General features: G+C 66.6%; 18 protein-coding genes and 1 pseudogene. 8 read left to right on the top strand and 11 right to left on the bottom strand.

Translation table 11 applies throughout. The features are described 5' to 3' along the window. Nucleotides 1-3 precede the first annotated feature (3 nt). On the top strand, nt 4-738 hold the full coding sequence (locus AC3WLC_RS22170) for an ABC transporter permease (protein WP_493686061.1): 735 nt from the start codon (nt 4-6) through the stop codon (nt 736-738). A gap of 21 nt (nt 739-759) precedes the next feature. Here the strand turns inward: AC3WLC_RS22170 and AC3WLC_RS22165 are convergent, their stop codons facing one another. After that, nucleotides 760-1,218, bottom strand: a complete 459-nt coding sequence (locus AC3WLC_RS22165; RefSeq protein ID WP_493686060.1) for an Lrp/AsnC family transcriptional regulator — start codon at nt 1,216-1,218, stop codon at nt 760-762. A gap of 145 nt (nt 1,219-1,363) precedes the next feature. Here AC3WLC_RS22165 and AC3WLC_RS22160 point away from each other — a divergent pair, with 145 nt between their 5' ends. After that, complete coding sequence (locus AC3WLC_RS22160) at nt 1,364-4,813, top strand: indolepyruvate ferredoxin oxidoreductase family protein (RefSeq protein WP_493686059.1); 3,450 nt, start codon at nt 1,364-1,366, stop codon at nt 4,811-4,813. A gap of 23 nt (nt 4,814-4,836) precedes the next feature. On the opposite strand, the gene hisD is transcribed toward AC3WLC_RS22160, so the two are convergent. The 6 genes from hisD to AC3WLC_RS22130 all read right to left on the bottom strand — a co-directional run bounded on the left by hisD (nt 4,837) and on the right by AC3WLC_RS22130 (nt 12,823). Then, nucleotides 4,837-6,144: a histidinol dehydrogenase gene (hisD, locus tag AC3WLC_RS22155; RefSeq protein WP_493686058.1), complete on the bottom strand. Its 1,308-nt coding sequence runs from the start codon at nt 6,142-6,144 to the stop codon at nt 4,837-4,839. A 25-nt stretch (nt 6,145-6,169) separates the two neighbouring features. Further along, a complete protein-coding gene (locus AC3WLC_RS22150; protein ID WP_493686057.1) occupies nt 6,170-7,162 on the bottom strand; it encodes an ABC transporter permease in 993 nt (330 codons plus the stop codon). Next, nucleotides 7,159-8,112 (bottom strand): ABC transporter permease, encoded by a 954-nt coding sequence (locus tag AC3WLC_RS22145; protein WP_493686056.1) that lies wholly within the window; start codon nt 8,110-8,112, stop codon nt 7,159-7,161. The genes AC3WLC_RS22150 and AC3WLC_RS22145 overlap by 4 nt, the downstream gene beginning before the upstream one ends. A 14-nt stretch (nt 8,113-8,126) precedes the next feature. Then, nucleotides 8,127-9,632, bottom strand: a complete 1,506-nt coding sequence (locus AC3WLC_RS22140; protein ID WP_493686054.1) for a sugar ABC transporter ATP-binding protein — start codon at nt 9,630-9,632, stop codon at nt 8,127-8,129. A gap of 61 nt (nt 9,633-9,693) precedes the next feature. Then, nucleotides 9,694-10,839, bottom strand: coding sequence for a substrate-binding domain-containing protein (locus tag AC3WLC_RS22135; protein ID WP_493686053.1), 1,146 nt, complete (start codon nt 10,837-10,839; stop codon nt 9,694-9,696). 121 nt (nt 10,840-10,960) lie between these two features. Continuing rightward, complete coding sequence (locus tag AC3WLC_RS22130; RefSeq protein ID WP_493686052.1) at nt 10,961-12,823, bottom strand: thiamine pyrophosphate-binding protein; 1,863 nt, start codon at nt 12,821-12,823, stop codon at nt 10,961-10,963. Between the two features lie 163 nt (nt 12,824-12,986). On the opposite strand from AC3WLC_RS22130, the gene AC3WLC_RS22125 reads away from it, so the two are divergent. Then, complete coding sequence (locus AC3WLC_RS22125) at nt 12,987-13,889, top strand: LysR family transcriptional regulator (protein ID WP_493686051.1); 903 nt, start codon at nt 12,987-12,989, stop codon at nt 13,887-13,889. Nucleotides 13,890-14,028: 139 nt separating this feature from the next. Here the strand turns inward: AC3WLC_RS22125 and AC3WLC_RS22120 are convergent, their stop codons facing one another. The 3 genes from AC3WLC_RS22120 to AC3WLC_RS22110 all read right to left on the bottom strand — a co-directional run bounded on the left by AC3WLC_RS22120 (nt 14,029) and on the right by AC3WLC_RS22110 (nt 16,733). Next, complete coding sequence (locus AC3WLC_RS22120; RefSeq protein ID WP_493686050.1) at nt 14,029-15,300, bottom strand: 3-phosphoshikimate 1-carboxyvinyltransferase; 1,272 nt, start codon at nt 15,298-15,300, stop codon at nt 14,029-14,031. Nucleotides 15,301-15,467: 167 nt separating this feature from the next. Further along, entirely contained in the window at nt 15,468-15,767 is a 300-nt protein-coding gene (locus AC3WLC_RS22115) for a putative quinol monooxygenase (RefSeq protein ID WP_326877061.1), read from the bottom strand. A gap of 57 nt (nt 15,768-15,824) precedes the next feature. Then, a complete protein-coding gene (locus AC3WLC_RS22110; protein ID WP_493686048.1) occupies nt 15,825-16,733 on the bottom strand; it encodes a LysR family transcriptional regulator in 909 nt (302 codons plus the stop codon). 46 nt (nt 16,734-16,779) lie between these two features. Between AC3WLC_RS22110 and AC3WLC_RS22105 the strand changes: the two are divergent. From AC3WLC_RS22105 to AC3WLC_RS22085, 5 genes and pseudogenes are all read left to right on the top strand, one after another. Beyond that, nucleotides 16,780-16,986 (top strand): annotated as a pseudogene (locus AC3WLC_RS22105) (YjiS-like domain-containing protein); the annotation flags it as partial. 69 nt (nt 16,987-17,055) lie between these two features. Further along, nucleotides 17,056-17,637, top strand: a complete 582-nt coding sequence (locus tag AC3WLC_RS22100; protein WP_493686107.1) for a GNAT family N-acetyltransferase — start codon at nt 17,056-17,058, stop codon at nt 17,635-17,637. Next, nucleotides 17,613-18,812 carry an MFS transporter gene (locus AC3WLC_RS22095; RefSeq protein WP_493686047.1) on the top strand — a complete coding sequence of 400 codons (1,200 nt, stop codon included), beginning with the start codon at nt 17,613-17,615 and terminating at the stop codon, nt 18,810-18,812. Before AC3WLC_RS22100 ends, AC3WLC_RS22095 begins: the two co-directional genes overlap by 25 nt. 191 nt (nt 18,813-19,003) lie before the next feature. Further along, nucleotides 19,004-21,919 (top strand): excinuclease ABC subunit UvrA, encoded by a 2,916-nt coding sequence (gene uvrA / locus AC3WLC_RS22090; RefSeq protein ID WP_493686106.1) that lies wholly within the window; start codon nt 19,004-19,006, stop codon nt 21,917-21,919. A gap of 647 nt (nt 21,920-22,566) precedes the next feature. Beyond that, nucleotides 22,567-23,775, top strand: coding sequence for a reverse transcriptase domain-containing protein (locus AC3WLC_RS22085; protein ID WP_493686046.1), 1,209 nt, complete (start codon nt 22,567-22,569; stop codon nt 23,773-23,775). A 638-nt stretch (nt 23,776-24,413) separates the two neighbouring features. Here the strand turns inward: AC3WLC_RS22085 and AC3WLC_RS22080 are convergent. After that, nucleotides 24,414-24,878 (bottom strand): GIY-YIG nuclease family protein, encoded by a 465-nt coding sequence (locus AC3WLC_RS22080; RefSeq protein ID WP_493686045.1) that lies wholly within the window; start codon nt 24,876-24,878, stop codon nt 24,414-24,416. Nucleotides 24,879-25,185 lie beyond the last annotated feature (307 nt).

The raw sequence follows: 25,185 nt of genomic DNA, 5'->3' as shown, positions 1-25,185 counted from the left end.
ACCATGCTTGACCTCCAAATCATGGCCGAAGCCTTCCCGAACCTGCTGCAGGGCGTCGGGCTGACGGGCAGGCTCGCGGTCCTCATCCTGATCTTCGGCATGCTGATCGCGATCCCGCTGGCCTATGCGCGCAATACGCGCTCGGCCTGGCTGCACGGGCCGGCGAGCACCTACATCTTCGTCATCCGCGGCGTTCCCTCGCTGCTGCAGGTCTTCTTGGTCTATTACGGGCTCGGGCAGTTCGACTTCATCCGGAGCTCCGCGCTCTGGCCGATCTTCCGCGACCCGTTCTGGTGCGTGATCATCGCGCTTGGGCTCAACTCTGCCGCCTATACCGCCGAGATCATCGCCGGCGCGCTGAGGCTGGTCCCGAAGGGGTTGAACGAGGCGGCGCGGGCGCTCGGCCTGTCATGGTTCCAGACGCAGCGCAAGGTCACGATCCCGCTCGCGATCCGCCTGGCCCTGCCCGCCTACGAGAACGAGATCATCCTGACGGTGAAAGCGACGTCGCTGGCGAGCACGATCACCTTGCTGGATCTGACCGGCGCGGCGCGGCTGGAGGTATCGAATACCTTCGCGCCCTACGAAGTTTTCCTCACCGCCGGAGCGATCTATTTCTGCATCACCACGTCGCTGAGCTGGCTGCTGCGCAAGCTCGAGCAGCGCCTATCGATCGAGAGCCGCGCCGTCGCGCAGAAGGCGCGCGACCTGCAGCTCAGCGCAGCAGCGCCCGCCTGAGCGACGACCTGCGGTCGATCTTCACACCGGCACCGCGCCATGCACCTTGATCTCCTTCAGGACGAGGTTGGTGCGGACATGCGCGATGCCCGGCAGCCTGAACAGGAAGTGGTCCAGGAATTCGTTGTAGGCGTCCTTGTCGCGGCAGACGACGTGCAGATGGTAATCCGCCTCGCCGGTGGTCGCGAAACACTCCAGCACTTCCGGCCGCTCGGCCACGCGTGAAATGAAGGTCGCGACGTGGTCGGCCTCGTGCCGCACCAGCCCGACATGGACCATTGCGCTGAAGGCGAGCCCGGCTTTGGCCGGATCGACGATGGCGCGATAGCTCGCAATCACGCCGGCCTCCTCCAGCGCCCGCACCCGCCGCCAGCAGGCGGAAGCGGACATGCCGGCGCGCTCGGCCAGATCCTGATTCGAGATGCGGGCGTCGCCCTGCAGAAGGGTGACCAGCCTGCGGTCCTGCTCGGTGAGCTGCATCGCCTCGCCTTGGAAGGATTATCCACCTCTGCAATGACTATTGGTCAAACCGACCGAAACAGCAACGCCATCCGGCAAACGAGACAAATCTTTCCAGAGCGCCCGGCCTAAACTTCCCGCAAGAACCTGCCGGGAGGCCCACGCCATGAACGCTATCTCGCCGACCGGCCCGCTCGCCGATTATGCGCTGGGCGATCGCTACGCCCGCAGCACCGGTCGCGTCTTCATGACCGGCACCCAGGCGCTGGTGAGGATCGCGCTCGACCAGGCCCGGCGCGACCGCGCCGCAGGCCTCGGCACGGCCGGTTTCATTTCCGGCTATCGCGGCTCCCCGCTCGGCGGCGTCGATCTCGAACTCTGGCGCTCCGGCGATCTCCTGAAGCAGCTCGGCATCGAGTTCCTGCCGGCCGTCAACGAGGACCTGGCCGCGACCGCCGTCCTCGGCTCGCAGCAGGTCGAGACCAATCCGGACCGGAGGGTCCAGGGCGTCTTCGGCCTCTGGTACGGCAAGGGCCCGGGCGTCGACCGCGCCGGCGATGCGCTGAAGCATGGCAACGCCTATGGTTCGTCGCCGCATGGCGGGGTGCTGGTCGTCGCCGGCGACGACCATGGCTGCGTATCGTCATCGATGCCGCATCAGTCCGACGTCGCCTTCATGGCCTGGTTCATGCCGACGCTGAACCCGGCCTCGATCGCCGAATACCTCGCCTTCGGAGAGTACGGCTACGCGCTGTCGCGCTATTCCGGCATGTGGGTCGGCTTCAAGGCGATCTCGGAGACGGTCGAGAGCGGACAGTCGGTCGAATTACCGGAGCCGCGCCAGTTCAATGCGCCCGACTACTCGCCGCCGGCCAGCGGGCTGCACTATCGCTGGCCGGACCTGCCGGGTCCGCAGATCGAGGAGCGCATGGAGGCCAAGAAGATGGCCGTCTTCGCCTTCGCCGAGGCCAATCCGATCGACCGGCGCATCTACGACATCCCCGAGGCCTCCTTCGGCATCGTCACCACCGGCAAGGCGCATCTCGACCTGATGGAGGCGCTGCGCCTGCTCGGCCTGGACGAGGAGGCCTGCCGCAGCCACGGCATCGACATCTACAAGGTCGGTATGGTCTGGCCGCTGGCGCGCCGGGCGGCGCTGGAATTCGTGCGCGGCAAGGCCGAGATCCTCGTCGTCGAGGAAAAGCGCGGCATCATCGAGAGCCAGCTCAAGGAGTATTTCTACGACTATCCCGGCCACAAGCCGCACTCCATGGTCGGCAAGCGTGACGAGGACGGCAATCGCCTGATCTCATGGATCGGCGAGCTGTCGCCGCGCCTGCTCGCGCCGATCGTGGCGAAACGGCTCGACGCGCTGTTTCCGGACCTTCGCCTCAGCGAGCGGGCCGCGGCGCTCGCGCCCGAGGCCAACAGGCTGATCCAGGTGCCGGGCGCGACGCGGACGCCCTATTTCTGCTCCGGCTGCCCGCATAACAGCTCGACCAAGGTGCCGGAAGGCTCGAAGGCGCTGGCCGGGATAGGCTGCCATTTCATGGCGAGCTGGATGGATCGCGAGACCAGCTCGCTGATCCAGATGGGCGGCGAAGGCGTGAACTGGGCGGCATCCTCGCTGTTCACCGGCAAGGGCCACATCTTCCAGAACCTCGGCGAAGGCACCTATTACCATTCCGGCTCGATGGCGATCCGCCAGGCGATCGCCGCTAGGGCCAACATTACCTACAAGATCCTGTTCAACGACGCCGTCGCTATGACCGGCGGCCAGCCGGTGGATGGGCCGATCAGCGTGCACGCCATCGCGCAGGAAGTGCGCGCCGAGGGCGCCCTGCGCATCGCGCTGGTCTCGGACCAGCCCGAGAAATTCGCACCCGCCAGCCTGCCGCATGGCGTCACGATCCATCACCGCCGCGAGCTCGATGCCGTCCAGCGCGAGCTGCGCGAGATCAAGGGCGTCTCGGTGCTGATCTACGAGCAGACCTGCGCCACCGAAAAGCGCCGCCGGCGCAAGCGCGGCACGATGGTGGACCCGCAGCGCTTCGCCGTCATCAACGACCTCGTCTGCGAGGGCTGCGGCGACTGCTCGGTGGCGTCCAACTGCCTCAGCGTCGAGCCGAAGGAGACGCCGCTCGGCCGCAAGCGGCAGATCAACCTCTCCAACTGCAACAAGGACTTTTCCTGCCTCGACGGCTTCTGCCCAAGCTTCGTGACGGTCGAAGGCGCCACCCGCCGAAAGCGGCAGGCGAGCGCGGACGATTTTGCCGGACGGGCTCTGACGTTAGCTGAACCGGATCTGCCTGCGCTCGACAGGCCCTATGATCTGCTCGTCACCGGCGTCGGCGGCACCGGCGTCGTCACGGTCGGCGCGCTGATCGCCATGGCGGCCCATCTCGAGGGCAAGGGCAGCTCGGTCCTCGACTTCACCGGCTTCGCCCAGAAATTCGGGCCGGTGCTCTCGTTCATGCGGATCGCCGCAACGCCCGAGGCGATCAACCAGGTCCGCATCGACGCCGGCGCGGCCGACGCGCTGATCGGCTGCGATATCGTCGTGTCGTCTTCGCCCAAGGCCTCGGCGACCTATCGCGCCGGCATGCGCGCTGTCATCAACCTGGCGGAAATGCCGACCGGCGACATCGTGCGCCAGCGCGACGCCGACCTTGCGGTGAGGCGCCGGCTGAAGGCGGTCGAGACGGTGATGGGCGCCGGGAACGTCCGTGCCATCGACGCCAATGCGCTGGCCGAGACGCTGTTCGGCGACGCCGTCTTCGCCAACATCGTTATGCTCGGCCATGCCTGGCAGCAGGGATTGGTTCCGGTCGGGCTCGACGCCCTGCATCGCGCCATCGACCTCAACGGCGTCGCAGTCGAGCGCAACCGGCAGGCCTTTGCCGCCGGGCGTCTTGCAGCCGCCGACCCGGCCGCCCTTGCGCCAGCTGCTCCCGCCTTCGAGAAGGAGAGCCTGGATGAGGTGATCGCCCGCCGCGAGCGCTTCCTCGCCGACTACCAGGACGAGGCCTGGGCGCAGCGCTACCGCGCGAGCATCGACAAGGTCCGCGCTGCCGAGCGGCCGTTCGGCAGCGAAGCGCTTGCGAATGCTGTCGCCCGCTCATTGTTCAAGCTGATGTCCTACAAGGACGAATACGAGGTGGCGCGGCTGCATATGCAGACCGGCTTCCTCGACGAGCTCCGGCAGAACTTCGAGGGCGACTTCACGGTGAACTACCATTTCGCCCCGCCCTTCCTCGGCGGCGAGAAGGACGCGCGCGGACGGCCGCTGAAGCGCCGTTCCGGCCAGTGGATCCAGACGCCGCTGCGGCTGCTGGCGCGCCTCAAGGGCTTGCGCGGCACCGCCTTCGACCCCTTCGGCTACACGGCGGAGCGCAGGATGGAGCGCGCGCTGATCGGCTGGTATGAGACACTAATCGACGAGCTGCTGGCGCGACTGCCCTCGCGCATGCCGGACGCGCTGGCGCCGATCGCCGCCCTGCCGATGGACATTCGCGGCTACGGCCCGGTCAAGGACGCCGCCGTGGCGCGGGTGAAGGCCGCGGCGGAGCAGCAGCTCAAGGAAGTGTCGACGGCAGCGGCGAAGGAAGCCGCCTGACGGCACTCCTCCCCCTCCATCGCCTATCCGACCGCTTCGGCATAAGCAACATTCCGGCCGCCATAGCGCCGGACCCTGATATTGGCCTGCTCGGCATGGCCATAGAAGCCTTCGAGGACGCAGAGGCGCGAGCAATACTCGCCGATCAGGGCCGAGGCTTCATCGGTCAGGACCTTCTGGTAGGTGCAGGTCTTGATGAACTTCCCGACCCAGAGCCCGCCGGTGTAGCGCGCCGCCTTGCCTGTCGGCAGGGTGTGGTTCGTGCCGATGACCTTGTCGCCGAAGGCGACGTTGGTGCGCGATCCAAGGAACAGGGCGCCGTAATTGCGCATGTTCTCGAGGAAGTAATCGGGATTCCCGGTCATCACCTGGACGTGCTCCGAGGCGATGCGGTCGGCCTCCCTGACCATCTCCTGATCGTCCTCGCAGACGATCACCTCGCCATAGTCGCGCCAGGACACGGCCGCGTATTCGGCCGTCGGCAGGATGGCGAGCAGGCGCTCGATCTCCGCCATGGTTTCGCGGGCGAGCTTCTCCGAGGTGGTGAGCAGGATGGCAGGCGTGTTGAAGCCGTGCTCGGCCTGGCCGAGCAGGTCGGTCGCGCAGATCTCGGCATCGACGCTGTCGTCGGCGATCACCAGCGTCTCGGTCGGGCCAGCGATCAGGTCGATGCCGACGCGGCCGAAGAGCTGGCGCTTGGCCTCGGCGACATAGGCGTTGCCCGGGCCGACGATGACCGAGACCGGCGCGATCGTCCCGGTGCCGATGCCCATGGCGGCGATCGCCTGCACGCCGCCCAACGTGTAGATCTCATCCGCGCCGCCCAGATGCATCGCCGCGACCACTGCCGGCGACGGCTTGCCCTGAAAGGGCGGCGAGGCGGCGATGACGCGCGGCACGCCCGCGACCTTGGCTGTGACGACGCCCATATGCGCCGAGGCGACCAGCGGGTACTTACCGCCCGGCACATAGCAGCCGACGCTCTCGACCGGCATGTTCTTGTGCCCGAGGATCACGCCCGGCAGCGTCTCGACCTCAACATCCTTCATCGAGTCGCGCTGGATTCGGGCGAAGTTGCGTACCTGCGCCTGGGCGAAGCGGATGTCGTCGAGATCGCGTTTCGAGACCTGGGCGAGGCAGGCCTCGACCTCCTGCTCGCTGAGCCGGAAGGATGGCGGCTCCCATCCGTCGAACCTGGCCGAATACTCCCGCAACGCCGCGTCGCCGCGTGCCTCGATCGCTTCGAGGATGCCGGTGGCGATGTCGCGGACCTTGCGTGCCTCGGCAGCGCTTTGCTCCATCGTGCGGCCGGTCTTGAGGTGGCGTGCCATTGGCGGTCTCCTTGCTGTGCGCGTTTCAGGCCTTGCCCGCCCGCCGCGTGTGGACGGCGGCGGCGAGCACGATGACGAGGCCCTTGATGATGAGCTGCACCTCGATCGGCAGGCCGAGGATCACGACGATGTTGAAGATGACGACGAGCACGAGAGCGCCGAGCAGCACTCCGGGCACGGTGCCGGTGCCGCCCGTCAGCGCGACGCCGCCGATGATGGCCGCGACGATCGAGTCGAGCTCGTAGCCACGCCCCACCCAGTTGTCGACCGTGCCGACATAGCCGACGAGAAAGAGCCCGGCGAGCCCGGCCATGACCGAGCCGACGACATAGGCGGCGATGGTGATCCGGTCGGTCGGCACGCCGACGAGATCGGCCGCGCGCGGGTTGCCGCCGACCATGGCGACGCGCCGGCCGAAGGTCATGCGATGCAGGGCAAGGCCGAGCAGGAGCGCGACGATCGCGAGCGCCACGACGTTGACGGGCACGCCGAGGACGGTGCCGGTGCCGAGCCAGCGGAAGCCCGGCGGCAGCGTGCCGGCCGGCGCGCCCTGCGTATAGGCGAAGCGCAGGCCCTGCAGCACGATCATCGTCGCGAGCGTAGCAAGGAAGGGCGAGACGCCGCGCTTGGTCACCAGCAGCCCGTTGACGAGGCCGACCGTGCCGGAGAACAGGACCGCCGCGATGAAGATGACCGGGATCATCGCGTCGGAGCTGGCGTTGAAGGCCGTCGCCATCACCGCCACGGTCGCCATCACCGAGGCGACCGAGAGGTCGAGCCCGCGGACCATGATGACGATAGCCTGGCCGAGCACGGCGAAGCCGAGCGGCGCCGCTTGCGTCAGCACATCGCGGATATTGGCGGCGCTGAGGAAGGCCGGCGAGAGCAGGCTCGCGACCAGGGCGAGCACGCCGAGCAGCACGGCGAGCGCATAGACCTCGACCGGCCGGTTGGCGACGACCTCGCGCCGGAGTGCTGGCGTGGCGGCGGGGGACAGGCTCCCGGCGGGCGCGCTCATGGCCGGCCTCCCTTACGGGCCTGGAACGAGACGGCGGCGATGATGATCATGCCCTGGACCACCCATTGCAGGAAGGTCGAGACGTTCATGTAGTTCAGCACGTTGTTGAGGAAGGAGATCAGGAAGACGCCGAGCAACGTGCCGAGAACGCCGCCGCGCCCGCCCCCGAGCAAGGTGCCGCCGACGACGACCGGCGTGATCGAGGCGAGCGTCAGCGGCTCGCCGACCAGCGGGTCGCCGGTGCCGGTGCGCGCCACATAGTAGATCGCGGCCATGGCGGCGAAGAGGCCAGAGGCGGCATAGGCGAGCACGATCATCCGCCCGACGGGAATGCCAGTGAGGCGCGCCGCTTCCGGGCTGCCGCCGACCGCATACAGCCGCCGCCCCTGCGGATGGCGCGCCAGCCACAGGCCGACCAGCGCGAAGGCGGCGATCATGGCGAGCCCGGCGATCGGCAAGCCGAGGATGCGGCCGAAGGCGAATTCCTCCAGCCAGACCGGCACGGAACCGGCGGGCTGGCGCGTGACCATCAAGGTGAGCCCGTTCAGCAGCGTCGCCGTGCCGATCGTGACGATCAGCGGATGCACCTTGAGCGCCAGCGTCACGCCGGCATTGAAGGCCCCGACCCCGGCGCCCACCAGCAGCGCGAGCAGGATGACGAGCGGTGCCAGATCCGGATTGGCCTGACACAGTAGCGCGATCATCACCGTCAGCGCCGAGACCAGCGCGCCGATCGACAGATCGATGCCGCCGGCGAGCACGACGAGCGTCTGGCCGAGGCTGACGAAGCCGAGCGCGGCCGCCTGCTCCAGCACATTGGTGAAGTTCTTCGGCGTGCCGAAGCGCTCGCTGACCACGAAGCCGGTCACGATCACCAGGCCGAGCAGTCCGATGACGGCCGCCCTGGTGGGATCGATGCGGCGGGTGGCGATGGGAAGCGCGGCGAGCATGGAAACCCCTCCCCTCAAGCCGCCATGGCCGACGGCTCGGCGCCGAGCGCGGCGAGCCGCATGATCGCCTCCTCCCCGATCGCGTCCCCTGCAAGCTCGCCGGCGATCGCGCCCTCCTTCATCACGAGCACGCGCGAGGCGAGCCCGATCACCTCCGGCAACTCGGAGGAGATGACGAGGATGCCGACGCCGGCTGCGGCGAGTTCATGGACGATGCGGTAGATCTCGACCTTGGCGCCGACATCGACGCCGCGGGTCGGCTCGTCGAGGATCAGCACCTTGCGGCAGGCGCGGGCCCAGCGGCCGAACAGGATCTTCTGCTGGTTGCCGCCGGAGAGATGGCTCACCCCGGCGCGCGGCCCCGGCACCGCGATGCGGAAGCGCGCGATCTCCTCGCGGGCCGCGGCGACCTCCTTGTCACGGTCGAGGAAAGGCCCCGAGCGGAAACGCTCCAGCGTCGGCGCGGCGATATTGGCAGCAGCGTCGAGCCGCATCATCAGGCCCTCGCCCTTGCGATCCTCGGTCAGCAGCCCGAGCCCGCGGGCGATCGCGTCGGCCGGGCTGCCACCCGGCATCTCGGCACCATCAAGCATCACCGTGCCGGCGTCGCGCCGCAAACTGCCGAAGATCGCATGTGCGGTCTCCGAGCGCCCGGAGCCGACGAGGCCGGCGAGGCCCAGGATCTCGCCGGGGAAGAGGTCGAAGCCGACATCGCACACCCGCAACGCCGCGGCGAGTCCGCGTACCGAGAGCACCGGCGCGCTCCCCTTGGGCACAGGCCGCTTCGGCGGGTAGATGTCGGCGAGCGGCCGGCCGACCATCATCGCGACCAGGCCGTCGCGCGTGAGTTCGGCGACGGCGCGCGTACCGATGAGGCGGCCATCCTTCAGCACGGTCACGCGGTCGGCGAGCGCGAAGATCTCCTCCAGCCGGTGCGAGATGTAGATCACGCAGACGCCCGCATCGCGCAGCATCCTGACGCGCTCGAACAGCAGCTCCGTCTCGCGGCCGGAGATGACAGCGGTCGGCTCGTCGAGAACGAGCAGTTTGACCTCGCCGACGAGGGCCTTGGCGATCTCAACCATCTGCTGGTCGGCGACGGACAAGGCCTTGACCGGCACATCGGGATCGAGCGCATGGCCGAGCCGGGCGAGGATGTCGCGCGCCTTCGCCTTCAGCGCCTTGCGGTCGATCAGGCCGAAGCGGGTGCGCGGTTCCTCGCCGATGAAGATGTTCTCGGCGACCGACAATTCCGGGAACAGCACGAGTTCCTGGTAGATGACATGGATGCTGGCCTTCTTCGCCTCGCGCGGCGAAGCCCAGCGGCGCTCGGTGCCGTCGAAGCGGATCGTGCCGGCATCGGCGAGATAGGCTCCGGCGATCGTCTTGATCAGCGTCGACTTGCCGGCGCCGTTCTCGCCGAGCAGCGCATGGACCTCGCCGGCCCGCGCTGAAAAATCGACGCCGTCGAGCGACTTCACGCCGGGAAAGCTCTTGGTGATGCCGGTGAGCGCGATCATGGGGCTCTCGCAGGGAGGATGAGCACAGCCGCCGGCAGGGCGGCTGTGCGAGGGAGAGGCCTCAGCCGCGGGGATAGTCAGCCTTGAAGGTCTTGGGGTCGTAGCTCGGCCCCATGCCGTGGCCCATGATCAGGTCGTCGGCGGCATCCATGCGGGCATAGTCCTTGAGTGCGATGTCGGCCTTGACCGAGCGGGTCTCGGCCCCTTCCGAGAGCACCACCTGGAAGTTCACGTCGAGCCGCTTCGGCACGCTCTTGCCGGCAAGCACGTCGAGCACGACGTCCATGGCGGCGATGCCGATCGAGGGCGTGTAGTCGATGCCGCAGAACGGGAATTTGTGCTCGACTGCGAGCTTGTACATGCGGTTGAGGTCGCCGCCGGTGATCGGCGGCAATTCGTTCGGGGCATAGCCGGCCCCAAGCAGCGCCTCGACCGCCCCCGAGCCCTGCAGGCCGGAATCGGCCCAGACCCCGTTGATCGTCTTGCCGTGGCGCTGGACCGTCGCCGCCATCAGGCGCTTGCCGTTGGCCGGGCTCCAGCCGGTGTATTGCGTGTCGAGGATCTTGAGGTCCGGATACTGGCCGAACACCTCCTTCGCCGCCTGCAGGCGCATCTCGGCCGGACTCGCGCCGGCAAGGCCCGGTAGCAGGACGATATTGCCCTTTCCGCCCAGCGTCTCGGCGAGCCAGGTCGCGGAAATGCGCGCCAGCGCCTGGTCGGAGGCGGTGACGAAGGAGACGAAGGAGCCGTCGCTCTTCGGCCGGCGCGCGACCGAGACGACCGGAATGCCCTGGCGCATCGCTCGCGACAGGATCGGGTCGAGCGGGTCGGCCGCCGCCGGATTGACCAGCAGCAGGTCGATGTTCTGGTTCAGCAGATCCTGGATGTCGGAGACCTGCTTGGCGGCGTCGCCATTGGCGTCGGTGACGATCAGCTTCTTGATCTTGTCCTTGTGCCTGGCCGCCGCGAATTGCACCCCGTGCGTGAAGGCCACCAGCCAGAGATCGGCCTGCGAGGCGTTGGCGAAGCCGATCGTGAAGGGGCCTGGCTTCTTGTATTTCGACGTGTCGACCAGGTCGTTGAAGCCCGGATTCCATAGGAAGGTGCGCGGCAGGCCGGCATAGTCGGCGCGGGCGAGCCCAGCGAACAGGCTGGCCGAAGCGCCACCGGCAAGGAGGGCGAAGTGGCGGCGGGACAGGGTCGTCATCATATCCTCCCAGGATGGTTTCGTGGTTCTTTGGCGCAAAGCGGGGCCTTGCCCGCCTGCGCAGGTGCGGGCCGGCGGTGAGCGGCCGGGTTTTCGCTTGGATGGCAGGCCTGGCGGGCGCTCAGCCCACCGCGCCCTCGGCCTTGACGATCTCGACGCGCGAGGTGTCGCGACCCTGATGCTGCTCGGCGGCGAGGCCGGCGGTGTAGTCGCGCTTGACGCCTTCCGGCGCGGTCGGCACCGGCGGGAAGTCCCACCAGCCGACGACATTGGAGGCGGCGATCGAGACGTCGCGGGTGATCGGCACCTCGATCAGCGCTGGCTGCTTGGCGTCGAGCGCGCGCTTGATCGTCGAGCCGATCTCGTCGACCCGGCCGATCTTCGCTGCCATCTCGAAGCCGAAGGAGCGCGCCAAAGCGACGAAATCGACGCTGTAAGGCTCGCCGGTCAGGCGGTTCGAGAATTCGGAGATGATGTTGCGGCCCATCAGCGCGTCCTGGCCGTCCCGGATCGAGATGTAGCCGGAATTGTTCAGGACCAGGAACACGACCGGGATGTTGTAGGCGACGCAGGTGGCGAGTTCCTGCACGCACATCATGAAGTCGCCGTCGCCGATAATGCAGACCACCGGCGCCTCGGGCTTGGCGAGCTTGGCGCCGATCGCGGCCGGCAGCGCAAAGCCCATCGGCGAATAGGAGCCCGGCGTGATGTGCGTGCGCGGCTCGTAGATGGGGAAGTCCTGCTTGGTCGAGCTCTGGGGGTGGCCCGAGCCGACCGTGACGATGCCGTTGCGCGGCAGCACCTTCCTCAGTTCGCGCAGGGTGCGCAGCATCGTGGTCGGGATCTTGTCGTGCGAGCGGCGCGGCTCCTGCATCAGGTCCCATTCGGCCCAGAGCCGGCGCAGCTTGTCATGGTACTGCGCGCGCCGGCCGAGCGCCTTCTGCGCCTGAATATCGGAAATCTCGGTGTTGAGATCGGCGAGCACGAGCCGGACATCGCCGACGATGCCGACTTCGGCGGGATAGTTCTTGCCGATCTCGCGGGCGTCGATGTCGACCTGGATCAGCCGGGATTCGGGGATCGAGAAGCTCACGCCCTTGCGCCAGGACGAGGCCGACCAGTCGGTGAAGCGGCAGCCGAGCGACATCACCACATCGGCCTGCGCAGCCAACGTGTTGCCGGTGAGCGAGCCCGGCCAGCCGACCGTGCCGGCGTTCATCGCGTGGTCTTCCGGCAGGGCGCCCTTGCCGTTCCAGGTGAAGACAACGGGGATGCCGAGCCGCTCCACCAGGCGCCTGAGCTCGGCCGAGGCATTGCTGGTGATGGCGCCGCCACCGACGACGATGCAGGGGCGCTCCGCCGAGAGCAGGAGCTTCGCTGCCGCCTCGATGGCGAGCGCATCGGCGCGCGGCTTGCCGACCGGCAGGCGCTTCGCCAGCTCGGCGACCCCGATCTCGGTGGTCTCGACCTGGACGTCCATCGGAATCTCGACATGGACGGGGCCGGGCCGGCCCGTCGTCATCGCGTTCCAGGCGCGGTGCATAACGAAGGGCATGTGGTCGGCGCGGATGACGTCGAAATTGCGCTTCGTCACCGGCTTGGTGACGTTGACGAAGTCGGGCGTGTTCTCCCGGTCTATCTCCTGCATCACGCCATGGCCGCGCATATGGGTCGAGGCCGAGCCGGTGATCAGCAGCAGCGCCGTCGAGTCGCAATGGGCGTTGGCGAGGCCCATCACCGTGTTTGCGGCGCCAGGGCCGATCGAGGTGCAGCAGGCGATCGGCTCGCCGGTGACGCGGTAATGCGCGTCGGCGATATGGACCGCCGCCTGCTCGTGCATGGTCTGGATGATCGGCACGTTCGAGCCCGGCTCGTGGAAGGCGTCGAGCAGGTTCCAGTTGCCGTGGCCGGGCAGCCCGGTGATGTAGGGCACGCCATAGGCCTTGAGCGCGCGCCCGATGATCTGGCCGACAGTCAGCCGCATCGAAAACCTCCCTCGATCGAACGGCCTGGCTGACCTCCGGGAGGAGTTTTCGCGGCCGTGTCTTGCTTGCAGTTCGGGTCGACGAACTTCACGGGCGAGGTTGGCGCATCGGGTCAGGCATACGCTAGGCTTTGGATACGAACATCAGATATACATTACTCGTATGAGCAAGGTTGACCTCGCGGTGCTCTCGATCTTCGTCAGGGCCGCCGAATTGCGCAGCTTCAGCAAGACGGCGGTGGCGCTCGGCACGACCCAGCCCTCGGTCAGCCGCCCGATCGCCGAGCTCGAGACCGCCCTGGGTGGCGCCCTGTTCTACCGGACGGGCCGCGGCATCTCGCTGACCGAGCTCGGCGAAGCGCTGCTGCCGCGGGCACGGGCGCTGCTCGACGGCGCAGGCCAGCTCGTCGAGGACGCCCAGGCCTTCGGCCGGGCGCCGACCGGCCCGGTCACCGTGGCGGCGCTGCCCTCGATGATGGCGGTGCTGGCGCCGCAGCTCTTCCAGCATCTGCGCAGCCATGCTCCCGGCATCCGGCTGAAACTCCTGGAAGGCTTCAGCGATCAGGTCGAACGCTGGCTGTCGGAAGGCACCGCCGATATCGGCCTGCTCGCCCGCTACCGCCCGCCGCGTCCCGGCCAGGACGAGGCGCTGTACCGGGCCAGGGTGATCCTGCTGCGCGGGCAGAGCGTGCCGCCGCTACCGCCGAAGCTGCCCTTCGCGGCCCTGGCGGGCTTGCCGCTCGTGCTGCCGTCGCGCCCGAACGCGCTGCGCGTCATTCTGGAGGAGACGGCGCGCAAGCAGAAGGTCTCGCTCGACATCGTGCTCGAAGCCGATTCACTGGAAGCGCAGCGCGAGGTCGTACGGTCCTGCGGCTGCTACACCGTCGTCGCGGAGCAGGCGCTGCAGGGCGGCGCCCATGCGCGCGGGCTGCTGGCCAGCGAGATCGACCAGCCGGAGCTCACCCGCTACGTCACGGCGATGGTGACGCAGCAGCGCCCGCTCAGCCGGGCCTCGCGCGTGGTACTGCAGGCGCTGAGGAACTTCCGGCCGACACCGCCGATCTAGACGCTGCCTGGGCTCGCTACCGTCCTGAAGGATGCGTCGGGCGCAGCCGGGCAAACCGCTCCACGGCCTCGGTGAAGATCATGACGCCCCTCTTGGACTCCCTCCACGCGAGGCGCTCTTCCGGCGGGACCAGTAAGTCCTACGGCACCTCGCCCTCGAAACGCACGCCGAGCGAGCCGAGCGCCCGCCAGTAGTCGGGATAGGTCTTCGCCACGCAGCCGGGATCGAGGATGGTGACGCCGCCGATCTTCAGTCCCGCCAGAGCGAAGCTCATGGCGATGCGGTGATCGGCGAAGGTGTCGATCTCGGCCGGCAGCGTCTGGCCGGCCAGTGCCGGATCGGAGGCCACCAGCAGGTCGTCGCCCTCCTCGATGCCGAGCCCGACACGGATCCGCGACAGGCCCTGCGCCAGCGCCGCGACGCGGTCGCATTCCTTGACGCGCAGATTGGCGATACCGGTGAAGCGCACAGGTGTCCGGTTGAAGGCGGCGAGCACGGCGAGCGTCGGCACGGCATCCTGCATCTGCGAGCCGTCGATCTCGGCGGGCAGGTTCGGGAATGCGGCGATCAGCTCATGCGCCTTGGCATCGGGCTGGGTGAAAGCGGAGGCCGGCACGCCGAGATCGATCGCGCCGCCGGTCAGCACCTCCGCCGCCCAAAGATAGGTCGCGGCCGAGGCGTCCGGCTCAATCAGGTAGTCGGTTGCCGTGTAGCCGGTCGGAGCGATCCGCCAGCCGCCGCTCGCCGGTTCGGAAACTTCAGCACCGAAGGCGCGCATCGTCGCCAGCGTCAGGTCGACATAGCCGCGCGCGCCGATTTCCTGTCCGGTCAGCACGACATCGACCGGGTTGCGGGCGCAGGCGCCGGCCATCAGCAGGGCCGAGACGTACTGGCTGGAGAGCCCGCCATCGACCTCGACCAACCCGCCCTCGAAACCGCCCTGCCCCTCGATGGTGACCGGCGGGCAACCGCTCGGCGCGCTGATCGCAACGCCGAGCCTCGTCAGCGCCTGGACCAGCGGCAGGATCGGCCGCTTGCGCATATGCTCGTCGCCGTCGACGACGACCGTGCCGTCGACCAGCGCCGCCGCCGCGGTCAGGAAGCGGGTCGCCGTGCCGGCATTGCCGAGGAAGAGCGGCTTGGCCGGCGCCCGTAGCTTGCCGTCGCTGGTGACGATGAAGCTGGTCGCGTCGGGCTCGTCGATCGTGACGCCCATGTCGCGCAACGCCTGCGCCATATAGCGGGTGTCGTCGCTCTTCAGTGCGCCGCTGAGGCGGCTGGTGCCCTTCGCCAGCGCCGCGACCAACAGCGCCCGGTTGGTGATCGATTTCGAGCCGGGCGGCATCACCCGACCGGTCAACGCCGCCGTCGTCGGCAGGATGGTGAGTTTGCTCAGGGCGGATTGGGTCATGGCAGGCTCGCGGCTCGGTCGCGAGGGTCTTAGACGCTAGGACCACGGAGCGAAAGGCATACCGTCATTGCGAGCGTAGCGAAGCAATCCAGGGGCGGCAGTGCGCTATGGCCCCTGGATTGCTTCGTCGCTAACGCTCCTCGCAATGACGGGAAAGAGCCCGCTTTTCAGCCCTTCGCCAGCCCGAACCCACCGACCGGCTGCGTCACGACATGGCTGTCGAAGCCGGCGATGATCGGCCTGGCCTTGGCGATCGCCGCCTGCACCGCCGGCAGAGCGAGCGAGGCCTTGTGGCTCTCCTCCTTGTCCCAGACCTCGGTCACCCAGATCGCATCGGCGTCATCGGGATCGCGGGCGACGATGTAGCTCAGGCAGCCCGGCATTTCGCCGCTGCTCTCGAGGATGTAGCCGATCAGCGCCTCGCGCTCGCCGGGCTTGGCCCGCATCTTCCCGATCAATCCGTACATGGCAGGACCCTTCCTCAATTCGGCCGGCACCCTGCCCCTGCGCCACGCCCGGCGCAATCAGCCGTCCTGACCGGACCTGTCAGCAGGCAGCGTGCCCAGAGCCCCCAAGGCCTTCAGCGTCTCGCGCAAACCGCGATGCAATGGCTTGTCCTTGCGCAACACGAGGCCGAGCGTGCGATGCACGCGCGGCGACAACGGCCGAACGATCAGCCCCTCGCTTTCGTCGCGCACCGCCATGCTCGGCAGGATGGCGCAACCGAGGCCGGCGCCGACCAATCTCTTGATCGCCTCGACGCTGCCGAGCGACATCACCGGCTTCAGCGTGACGCCGGCGCGGGCGAACCATTCATCGGCGATGCGCCTGGTGATGCCCCCCGGTTCGAACAGCAGCACCGGCAGGCGCGCCAGCGCCTCCGGCGTCAACCGCGGCGGCAGTTCCATGCCGGGTGGGGCGATCACGACGAACTCATCGTCGAGCAGCGGCGTGACCTGCAGGCTGCGACCAGCGGCCGGCAGCGAGACCAGGCCTATATCGATCTGGTTGTCCTCGATCGCCTTGACGATGTCGGCGCTGTTGCCGGTACTGACGGTGATCTCCAGCGTCGGATAGCGCTGGCGCAGTTCGCGCAGCAGCGGCGGCAGCAGGAAGATGCAGGCGGTGGCGCCGGTGCCGATGCGCACGCGGCCCATCGCCCCGGTCGCATGCCGCGCCATCGCCTCCTGCGCCGCTGCGACCGCCGCCGCGATCCGCCCGGCATGGTCCAGCAGTTCCATGCCCGCCGCCGTCGGCTGCGCCCGGCGTCCGACGCGCTCGATCAGCACCGTGCCGAGCCGGCGCTCGAGCTCGCGGATCTGCAGGCTGACCGCCGGCTGGCTGAGCCCTAGCTTCTCGGCCGCCGCCGAGAAGCTGCCGAGCGCGATCACCTGGCGGAAGCTGTCGAGCTGGTCGAGGCGAAGGTCGCGCATCTCAAAGAAATTCTCATGCTCTGCATAACTTCCAGAAGCTTCATTTATGAGACGGCAAAGCGCAAGGTGGCTTGGCGGTTCGGACGAATCCGGCCGCGGCAGGGCGCGAGCGATGAACGGGATCTGGTGGGCGGGACGACAGATGCTGCGCGAGGCGGCACACTATGTCGGCGCCTGCCAGCAATCGCGCTATCAGCAATTGCGGACCCTGCGCGAGCTCGACGAGCACCAGCTTGCCGATATCGGCGTGACGCGACAGGAAGCGCTGACCGGGCGCCCCGACAGGACGGAAAGGCGGCCCGATCGGGCCGGAACGACTGGAATGACGACTTCTGAATCCGCCGGCAACACGGCATCGCCCATCCTCGTCCGCGATGCGCGAGAGGCGGATATGCCAGCGATCCACGCGATCTACACCCACCATGTCCTGCATGGCCTCGCGAGCTTCGAGGAGACGCCGCCGAGCGTCGAGGAGATGCTGGGGCGCCGCCAGGCGGTGCTCGGCCTCGGCTTGCCCTATCTCGCCGCCGAGCAGGGCGGCCGGATCGTCGGCTACAGCTATGCGACGTCCTATCGCCCTCGCCCGGCCTATCGCCACACCGTCGAGGATTCGATCTATGTCGCCGACGGGCTCGGCGGCCGGAAGATCGGCTCCAGCTTGCTCGGCGCGCTGATCGTCCGGTGCGAGGCCGGGCCCTGGCGCCAGATGCTCGCCAATATCGGCGACAGCGGCAATGCCGGCTCGATCGGCCTGCATCGCCGTTTCGGCTTCGAGCCGATCGGCACCTTGCGCTCGACCGGCTTCAAGTTCGGCCGCTGGGTCGACACCGTGCTGATGCAGCGCAGTCTCGGGCCCGGCGACGAGACGCTGCCCCAGCCATGGACAGCCGGATCGGCAAGGTGATCCCCCCACGCACAGTCTTCTGCCTCGGGCTGGCGCAGCTCATCTCCTGGGGCGTCTCCTACTACCTGGTCGGCGCCTTCGGTGAGCTGATCGGCAACGAGCTCGGCTGGTCGCAGGCGATCATCCATGGCGGGCTCTCGGCTGGCCTCTTGGTGATGGGCCTGACCTCCGGTGCGGTCGGCCACCTGATCGACCGCCATGGCGGCCGCACGGTGATGTGCGTGGGCTCGCTGCTCACGGCCGCCGGCTGCCTCGGCCTCGCCTTCGCTCATACGATCGCCGCCTATTACGCCGCCTGGATCTGCCTCGGCCTCGCCATGCGGCTTAGCCTCTACGACGCCGCCTTCGCCGCGCTGGCCCGGATCGGCGGCAGCGCCGCGCGCCGGCCGATCGCCCAGATCACCCTGCTCGGCGGCCTGGCCTCGACCGTGTTCTGGCCGCTCGGCCATGTGCTCGCCGAGCAATTCGGCTGGCGCGGGGCGCTGATCGCCTATGCCGGCTTTGCGCTGCTCACCTTGCCGCTGCATCTGACGCTGCCGACCGTCTCGGCGCGGCCTCTGTCCGATGCGGCTGCAGCGAAGCCCGTCGTCACGCTCAGCCCGGCCGATACCCGCTTCGCCGGCCTGCTCTACGCGCTGATCGTCACCTTCGCCGGCGTCCTCAATGCCGGCATGTCGGCGCATATGATCGGCATCCTCGCCGGGCTCGGCCTGCCGGCCGCGGTCGCGGTCTGGATCGGCTCGACGCGCGGCATCGGCCAATCGCTGGCGCGGCTCGGCGAGGTGCTGTTCGGGGCGAAGACCAGCCCGTTCGACCTCAACCTGATCGCCTGCCTGGTGCTGCCGCTCTGCTTCGTCGTCGGGCTCGCCGGCGGCGCCAGCGCCATCGCGGCGCTCGTCTTCGCCTTCTGCTACGGCGCCGGCAACGGCGTGCTGACGATCACGCGCGGCACGCTGCCGCTGATGCTGTTCGATCCGAAGAGCTATGGCGCCTATGTCGGCCGCCTGCTGGCGCCGGGCTTCTTCCTCTCGGCCGCCTCGCCGCTCGCCTATGCGCTGCTGATCGAGCGCTATGGCGCCTCGGCGGCGCTGATCCTGTCGGGGGCGCTGGCGCTGGCCATGCTGGTCTCGGCAATCCTGCTGCGGCGGCGCTTCCGCGGCCTGCCACGCTCCTGACAATCGCTGTCAGCACACCCCACAAGAACAATGCGGCAACATCGGCGGCTGCGTGCTACTCATGCCCGCCTCTCGCCCGGCCGCACTGGCATGGCCCGGCGATTGCCCTATCTGTACGGCTTAAGCTCAATTCGGACACCACCATGGCTCGCAAGACCACGCTCGCCGAACAGGCCGCGACGCTGGAAGACATGTTCGACCGCAACCGTGCGGCCGATCCGAACGCCCGTGTCATCTCGGTGCGCGGCGCGCGCGAGCACAATCTCAAGAACATCGACCTGGCGATTCCGCGCGACAAGCTCGTGGTGTTCACCGGCCTCTCCGGCTCGGGCAAATCCTCGCTCGCCTTCGACACGATCTATGCGGAGGGCCAGCGCCGCTATGTCGAGTCGCTCTCGGCCTATGCCCGCCAGTTCCTCGAGATGATGCAGAAGCCCGACGTTGACCAGATCGACGGGCTCTCGCCGGCGATCTCGATCGAGCAGAAGACAACCTCGAAGAACCCGCGCTCGACGGTCGGCACCGTCACCGAGATCCACGACTATATGCGCCTGCTCTGGGCCCGCGCCGGCATCCCCTATTCGCCCGCGACCGGCCTGCCGATCGAGAGCCAGACCGTGCAGCAGATGGTCGATCGCCTGGTCGAATTGCCGGAGAAGACGCGCGGCTACCTGCTGGCGCCGGTGGTGCGCGGCCGCAAGGGCGAGTTCCGCAAGGAGATGGCCGACTGGCTGAAGCGCGGCTTCCAGCGCGTCAAGGTCAATGGCGAGTTCTACGAGATCCCGGACGCTCCGGCGCTCGACAAGAAGTTCAAGCACGACATCGACGTGGTGGTCGACCGCATCGTCATCCGGCCCGATCTCGGCGCCCGCCTCGCCGACTCGCTGGAACAGGCGCTCGACCTCGCCGAGGGCATCGCCGTCTTCGAATATGCCGACGAGAAGGAGGAGAACGGCGAGGCTAAGCGCGTCACCTTCTCCTCCAAGTTCGCCTGCCCGGTCTCCGGCTTCACCATCCCCGAGATCGAGCCGCGCCTGTTCTCGTTCAACAATCCGTTCGGCGCCTGCCCGGCCTGCGACGGGCTCGGCCACGAGATGCGGATCGATCCGGAGATGATCGTCCCGGACCATTCGCTCAGCCTGAAGAAGGGCGCGATCGCGCCCTGGGCCAAGTCGACCTCGCCCTATTACGGCCAGACGCTCGATGCGCTCGCCAGGCATTTCGGCTTCTCGACGGCCAAGCCCTGGAGCGAACTGCCGCAAAGCGCCCGCGACGCCATCCTGTTCGGCACCGGCACCGAGGCGGTGCGCATGGCCTACAATGACGGCCTGCGCGCCTATGAGGTGAAGAAGCCCTTCGAGGGCGTGATCACCAATATGGAACGGCGCTGGAAGGAGACCGAGAGCGACTGGGCCCGCGAGGAGATCGGCCGCTTCATGTCGGAGACGCCCTGCGCCGCCTGCAACGGCTTCCGGCTCAAGCCCGAGGCGCTGGCGGTCAAGATCGACATGCGCCATATCGGCGAGATCTCGCAGCTCTCGGTCAAGGACGCGCTCGCCTGGGTCAGCGCCCTGCCCTCTCGGCTGTCGCACAAGCAGAACGAGATCGCCCCGCGCATCCTCAAGGAAATCCGCGACCGGCTGACCTTCCTGCTCGATGTCGGCCTCGAATACCTGACGCTGGCGCGCGGCTCGCGCACGCTCTCGGGCGGCGAGAGCCAGCGCATTCGCCTCGCCTCGCAGATCGGCTCCGGCCTCACCGGCGTGCTCTATGTACTGGACGAGCCCTCGATCGGCCTGCACCAGCGCGACAATGAGCGCCTGCTCGGCACGCTGCGCCGCCTGCGCGACCTCGGCAACACCGTGATCGTGGTCGAGCATGACGAGGATGCGATCCTCACCGCCGACTATGTCGTCGATGTCGGCCCCGGCGCCGGCATCCATGGCGGCGAGATCGTCTCGAAGGGCACGCCGCAGGACATTTTGGCCGACCCGAACTCGCTCACCGGCAAATACCTCACCGGCGAGATGAGCGTGCCGGTGCCGCTGAAGCGCCGCAAGCCGCAGAAGGGCCGGAGCCTGAAGATCGTCGGCGCCCGCGGCAACAACCTCAAGGACGTCACGGTCGACATCCCGCTCGGCCTGTTCACCTGCATCACCGGCGTCTCGGGCGGCGGCAAGTCGACGCTGATCATCGACACGCTCTACAAGGCGATCGCGCGCAAGCTCAACGGCTCGATCGAGCACCCGGCCAGCCATGACCGCATCGAGGGCATGGAGCATCTCGACAAGGTCATCGACATCGACCAGTCGCCGATCGGCCGCACCCCGCGCTCGAACCCGGCGACCTATACCGGCGCCTTCACGCCGATCCGCGAATGGTTCGCCGGCCTGCCCGAGGCCAAGGCGCGCGGCTACCAGGCCGGCCGCTTCTCGTTCAACGTCAAGGGCGGCCGCTGCGAGGCCTGCCAGGGCGACGGCGTCATCAAGATCGAGATGCACTTCCTGCCCGATGTCTACGTCACCTGCGACGTCTGCAAGGGCAAGCGCTATGACCGCGAGACGCTCGAAGTGAAATACCGCGAGCGCTCGATCGCCGACGTGCTCGACATGACGGTCGAGGAGGCCAAGGACCTGTTCAAGGCCGTGCCCTCGATCCGCGACAAGATGGTGACGCTCGCCCGCGTCGGGCTCGACTATGTCAAGGTCGGCCAGCAGGCGACGACGCTCTCGGGCGGCGAGGCGCAGCGCGTCAAGCTCTCCAAGGAGCTCAGCAAGCGTGCCACCGGCCGCACCCTCTACATCCTGGACGAGCCGACCACCGGCCTGCACTTCCACGACGTCGCCAAGCTGATGGAGGTGCTGCACGAACTGGTCGAGCAGGGCAATTCCGTGGTGGTGATCGAGCACAATCTCGAAGTGATCAAGACCGCCGACTGGATCATCGACATGGGCCCCGAAGGCGGCGACGGCGGCGGCGAGGTCGTGGCGCAAGGCACGCCGGAGGATGTCGTGCGGATCGGCAAGGGCCACACCGCGCGCTTCCTCAAGGAAGTGCTGCAGCGGCGGCCGTTGAAGGGCAAGGGGGCAAGGCAGGCGGCGGAGTAGCGGGCTGCTTCAAACGCGCTGGGGAAACCCCAATGTTCACCTTTTCTTCTCATCTCTAATCGAGTAAGTGTCAGAAGCTGACTTGGCCCTTATTCTCGCTTGGCCCGTATCGGGTGCAGGTCCGAGAGGCGGGGACCATCGCGTGGCGAGTAGCTTCGCGGTGCAGGTCGATGCCACGGCGGCTTTCGTTGTCGGGGCTTCGCTTGAAGGACGCCCGCACACCCCGGCTGACATGTGCGAGACTGGTGTTCCGTCGCTGGCGGCCTGCCGATCAGTCTCCGAATTTATGTGTCGGCCTGGGCGGGGAGCCGCGCAAGGACTTGACGCGCCCAAAAAGCTGCTAAGCTGAAGGGGGAGGTCATCTTGAGTGGACGCGGAGCTGGATCGGTGTCGGTTACTTTGGCCTTGAGCCTTAGGGCGGCTGCCGTTTTGTCACTGGCCCTTATTCTCGCTTGGCCCGTATCGGGTGCAGGTCCGAGAGGCGGGGACCATCGCGTGGCGAGTAGCTTCGCGGTGCAGGTCGATGCCACGGCGGCTTTCGTTGTCGGGGCTTCGCTTGAAGGACGCAACTGGCCGGGGGGATAACTTTGTCGGCAGGCCCCACAGCTAGGTTCAAGTCAAAGTCTCTATGTAAACGTATCCGTTCAATGCGTGTTCTGGTGGCAGCCTGGCACGCAATCCGCAGAAATGCTGAGACCTCACAGCAGGAAAACACCAAGCTAAAAGCGCGTAAATTCGGGGAAGATTTGCCAACTAATCTCCGAAAAATTCAAGATCGCTTGAGAGACAACTATCGATTCGACAAAGCATATGGCGCCACACCTCCCAAAGGTGGTGGCAAACCCGGCAAACGTCCCATTGTCGTCGCTCCCTTGGAAGATCGGATTGTTCAGCGCGCTATCTTAGATGTTCTGCAGGATTCACTGGAAATTTCGGGGGTTCAACGCGTTCTGCAGACCCCGACGTCGATCGGCGGCATCCGCGGCCGCGGTGTAGATCATGCGATAACGCTGTTCGATGAACGTGTTAAAGCCGGTGATCGATTTGTGGCGGGGTCAGATATTTCTGGATTTTTTACAAAAATACCCCGATTGAATGTGATTGATTTCCTTAGAAAAGAACCTATCGAATCTGAATTCATTCAACTTATTGAGAACGCACTCACAGTTGAACTTTCTAATAACGATAAACTAAGCAATGACGACCGAAAACTGTTTCCAACAGGAAGTGACGGCGTAGCGCAAGGGTGTCCTCTTTCAGCGCTAGCGGGAAATATTGTCCTTGAAAATTTCGACAGGGAAATGAATAGTCAGGGCATCACGTGCATAAGATATATTGACGACTTTATTATAACAGGAAAATCCCTATCGGCAGTTAGAAAGGCTATGGATTCTGCAAAAAGGCTTCTATCCGAATTAAACATGGACATATACGATCCGATCAAATCTCCATCAAAAGCTTTTATCGGGAATATCGGCGATCCGCATGTTTTTCTAGGGTACGCACTGGTACCGGGCGTTTATCCGCCTGCAGAGGCAGCCTCTATGCGGCTTATGGCTCAAATCCAATTGCTGATCGCGAACGGTCAACGTTCGATCAGTAGGGCTGTTACGGATCTCCCACTTTCGCGCCAAGATAGATGCTATGCTCAGACACTGGTAGCTATTGACCTGACTGTTCACGGATGGCGAGGCTCTTTTCAATCTTCGAACTGCCCAGAAATATTTGAACGAATCGACTTTGAAATTGACCGCAGGTTGCTAGACTTTCGTAGCTTCTATCGTCAAAAAACTGCGAACAAAACGCCAGCTCAGCAACGTAAGGCTTTAAGAGTTCGCCTTCTATCCAAGGACTAGGATGGTCGTAAATTATCATCGGCAAGACCTAAAACCGAGGTAAGCCATGGCAAGAATTTCGACGCAGACAGCCCATGTTGAGCTTGATGGTGACTATGGAACCGTAGAAGGCGTGGAGCTAACGTGCGATCGGTGCGGCCACTCAGAGGAAAGCTTTGGGACTGGAGACGCTTCGCTTATGAGATGCGCCTTGCTTCTCCGAGAGAACTGTCCTCGAGGAGAAAAGAATTTTTATGTAGTTGATCAATAGCGCAATCAGCAAATTGCCTTTCATACGACTATAGCAACATCTCGTGCCCCCGAGCCAATTTTTTGCTCGCTCCCCTGGCCCGAATGAGAGCGGCGATCGCTAGTTGTTGGGGTTCAAGGGAGCCGCAGCGCCCTCAGCGGAGAGGGCAGGCCCTCATCCGGCACTCCGCGCCACCTTCTCCCATCCGGGAGAAGGTTGGGTCGCGGTTCCCTCGCCTTTCCGTCATGCTCGGGCTTGTCCCGAGCATCCACGCCTTGCGACGCAAATGGCAGGCGCCACTCTACGAAACGCCGCTCGCCCGGCCGTTCTGGCGCAAAGACGTGGATGATCGCCACAAGGGCGACCATGACGGAGGAGCGGCGATAAAGGTCAGGAGCTGCCGGATTGGTCAGACCAGCTCGTCGTAAAGATCGTTCCAGTCGGGATTGCGAGCCATGATCGTGCGGGTCTTGTAGGCGCGATACCAACGCTTCATGGAGGTCTCGCGCTGGATCGCGGCTTCGATCTCTTCATGCCATTCGTACCAGACGAGACGTTTCAGCCCGTACTGCTTCGTAAAGCCGGCAATCAGGCCCTCGCGATGCTCGTGAACGCGCCGACCAAGGTCGCTCGTCACGCCGATGTAGAGCGTGCCGTTCGGCCGGTTCGTCATGATGTAGACCCAGCCGCCCTTCTGCTTCATGGCGTCAGGATGCGGTGGCGCCAAGGCATCGACAAGGGCTCCATCGTCATGGTCGGGCTTGTCCCGACCATCCACGTCTTGCGACGCAAATGGCAGCCGCCAGCCTACGAAACGCCGCTCTTCCAGTCGTTCCGGCGCCAAGACGTGGATGGTCGCCACAAGGGCGACCATGACGGGAGCGGCAAACTTATCCCCGCGCCCAAAACCTCCCGTATGATCCCCTCGCCCATCACCCATACGGGGCGGCCGTCCGGAGGTATGCCAGAGGCTGGGTGAGGGTCGGCGCCTGCGGGCGGGGGTTACGCCCCGCTCCCGGGAGGCTTCGGGGCACCGCCCTGGGGACACTACGATCCCTGTGCGAGGAGCTCGCTAGATGGACGGCCCGCCAGGCGCCGCCCCGCTCGAACACCGGCGCGACCACCCGTTGAGGGGCACTGGCGCCGGGCAGGAGCGGGAGGACGGGCAGGCCAACCGCAGA

The sequence above is a fragment of the Allobosea sp. GW821-FHT03A12 genome (assembly GCF_058986765.1).
Note: the sequence above shows the minus strand (reverse complement) of the source record. Positions and strands in the feature narration are given on the sequence as shown.

Bases quoted from the DNA above. Each gene is read 5' to 3' on its own strand.
- AC3WLC_RS22170 (WP_493686061.1), top strand. From the start codon at position 4: ATGCTTGACCTCCAAATCATGGCCGAAGCCTTCCCGAACCTGCTGCAG.
- AC3WLC_RS22165 (WP_493686060.1), bottom strand. From the start codon at position 1,218: ATGCAGCTCACCGAGCAGGACCGCAGGCTGGTCACCCTTCTGCAGGGC.
- AC3WLC_RS22160 (WP_493686059.1), top strand. From the start codon at position 1,364: ATGAACGCTATCTCGCCGACCGGCCCGCTCGCCGATTATGCGCTGGGC.
- hisD (WP_493686058.1), bottom strand. From the start codon at position 6,144: ATGGCACGCCACCTCAAGACCGGCCGCACGATGGAGCAAAGCGCTGCC.
- AC3WLC_RS22150 (WP_493686057.1), bottom strand. From the start codon at position 7,162: ATGAGCGCGCCCGCCGGGAGCCTGTCCCCCGCCGCCACGCCAGCACTC.
- AC3WLC_RS22145 (WP_493686056.1), bottom strand. From the start codon at position 8,112: ATGCTCGCCGCGCTTCCCATCGCCACCCGCCGCATCGATCCCACCAGG.
- AC3WLC_RS22140 (WP_493686054.1), bottom strand. From the start codon at position 9,632: ATGATCGCGCTCACCGGCATCACCAAGAGCTTTCCCGGCGTGAAGTCG.
- AC3WLC_RS22135 (WP_493686053.1), bottom strand. From the start codon at position 10,839: ATGACGACCCTGTCCCGCCGCCACTTCGCCCTCCTTGCCGGTGGCGCT.
- AC3WLC_RS22130 (WP_493686052.1), bottom strand. From the start codon at position 12,823: ATGCGGCTGACTGTCGGCCAGATCATCGGGCGCGCGCTCAAGGCCTAT.
- AC3WLC_RS22125 (WP_493686051.1), top strand. From the start codon at position 12,987: ATGAGCAAGGTTGACCTCGCGGTGCTCTCGATCTTCGTCAGGGCCGCC.
- AC3WLC_RS22120 (WP_493686050.1), bottom strand. From the start codon at position 15,300: ATGACCCAATCCGCCCTGAGCAAACTCACCATCCTGCCGACGACGGCG.
- AC3WLC_RS22115 (WP_326877061.1), bottom strand. From the start codon at position 15,767: ATGTACGGATTGATCGGGAAGATGCGGGCCAAGCCCGGCGAGCGCGAG.
- AC3WLC_RS22110 (WP_493686048.1), bottom strand. From the start codon at position 16,733: ATGCGCGACCTTCGCCTCGACCAGCTCGACAGCTTCCGCCAGGTGATC.
- AC3WLC_RS22100 (WP_493686107.1), top strand. From the start codon at position 17,056: ATGACGACTTCTGAATCCGCCGGCAACACGGCATCGCCCATCCTCGTC.
- AC3WLC_RS22095 (WP_493686047.1), top strand. From the start codon at position 17,613: ATGGACAGCCGGATCGGCAAGGTGATCCCCCCACGCACAGTCTTCTGC.
- uvrA (WP_493686106.1), top strand. From the start codon at position 19,004: ATGTTCGACCGCAACCGTGCGGCCGATCCGAACGCCCGTGTCATCTCG.
- AC3WLC_RS22085 (WP_493686046.1), top strand. From the start codon at position 22,567: ATGCGTGTTCTGGTGGCAGCCTGGCACGCAATCCGCAGAAATGCTGAG.
- AC3WLC_RS22080 (WP_493686045.1), bottom strand. From the start codon at position 24,878: ATGGTCGCCCTTGTGGCGACCATCCACGTCTTGGCGCCGGAACGACTG.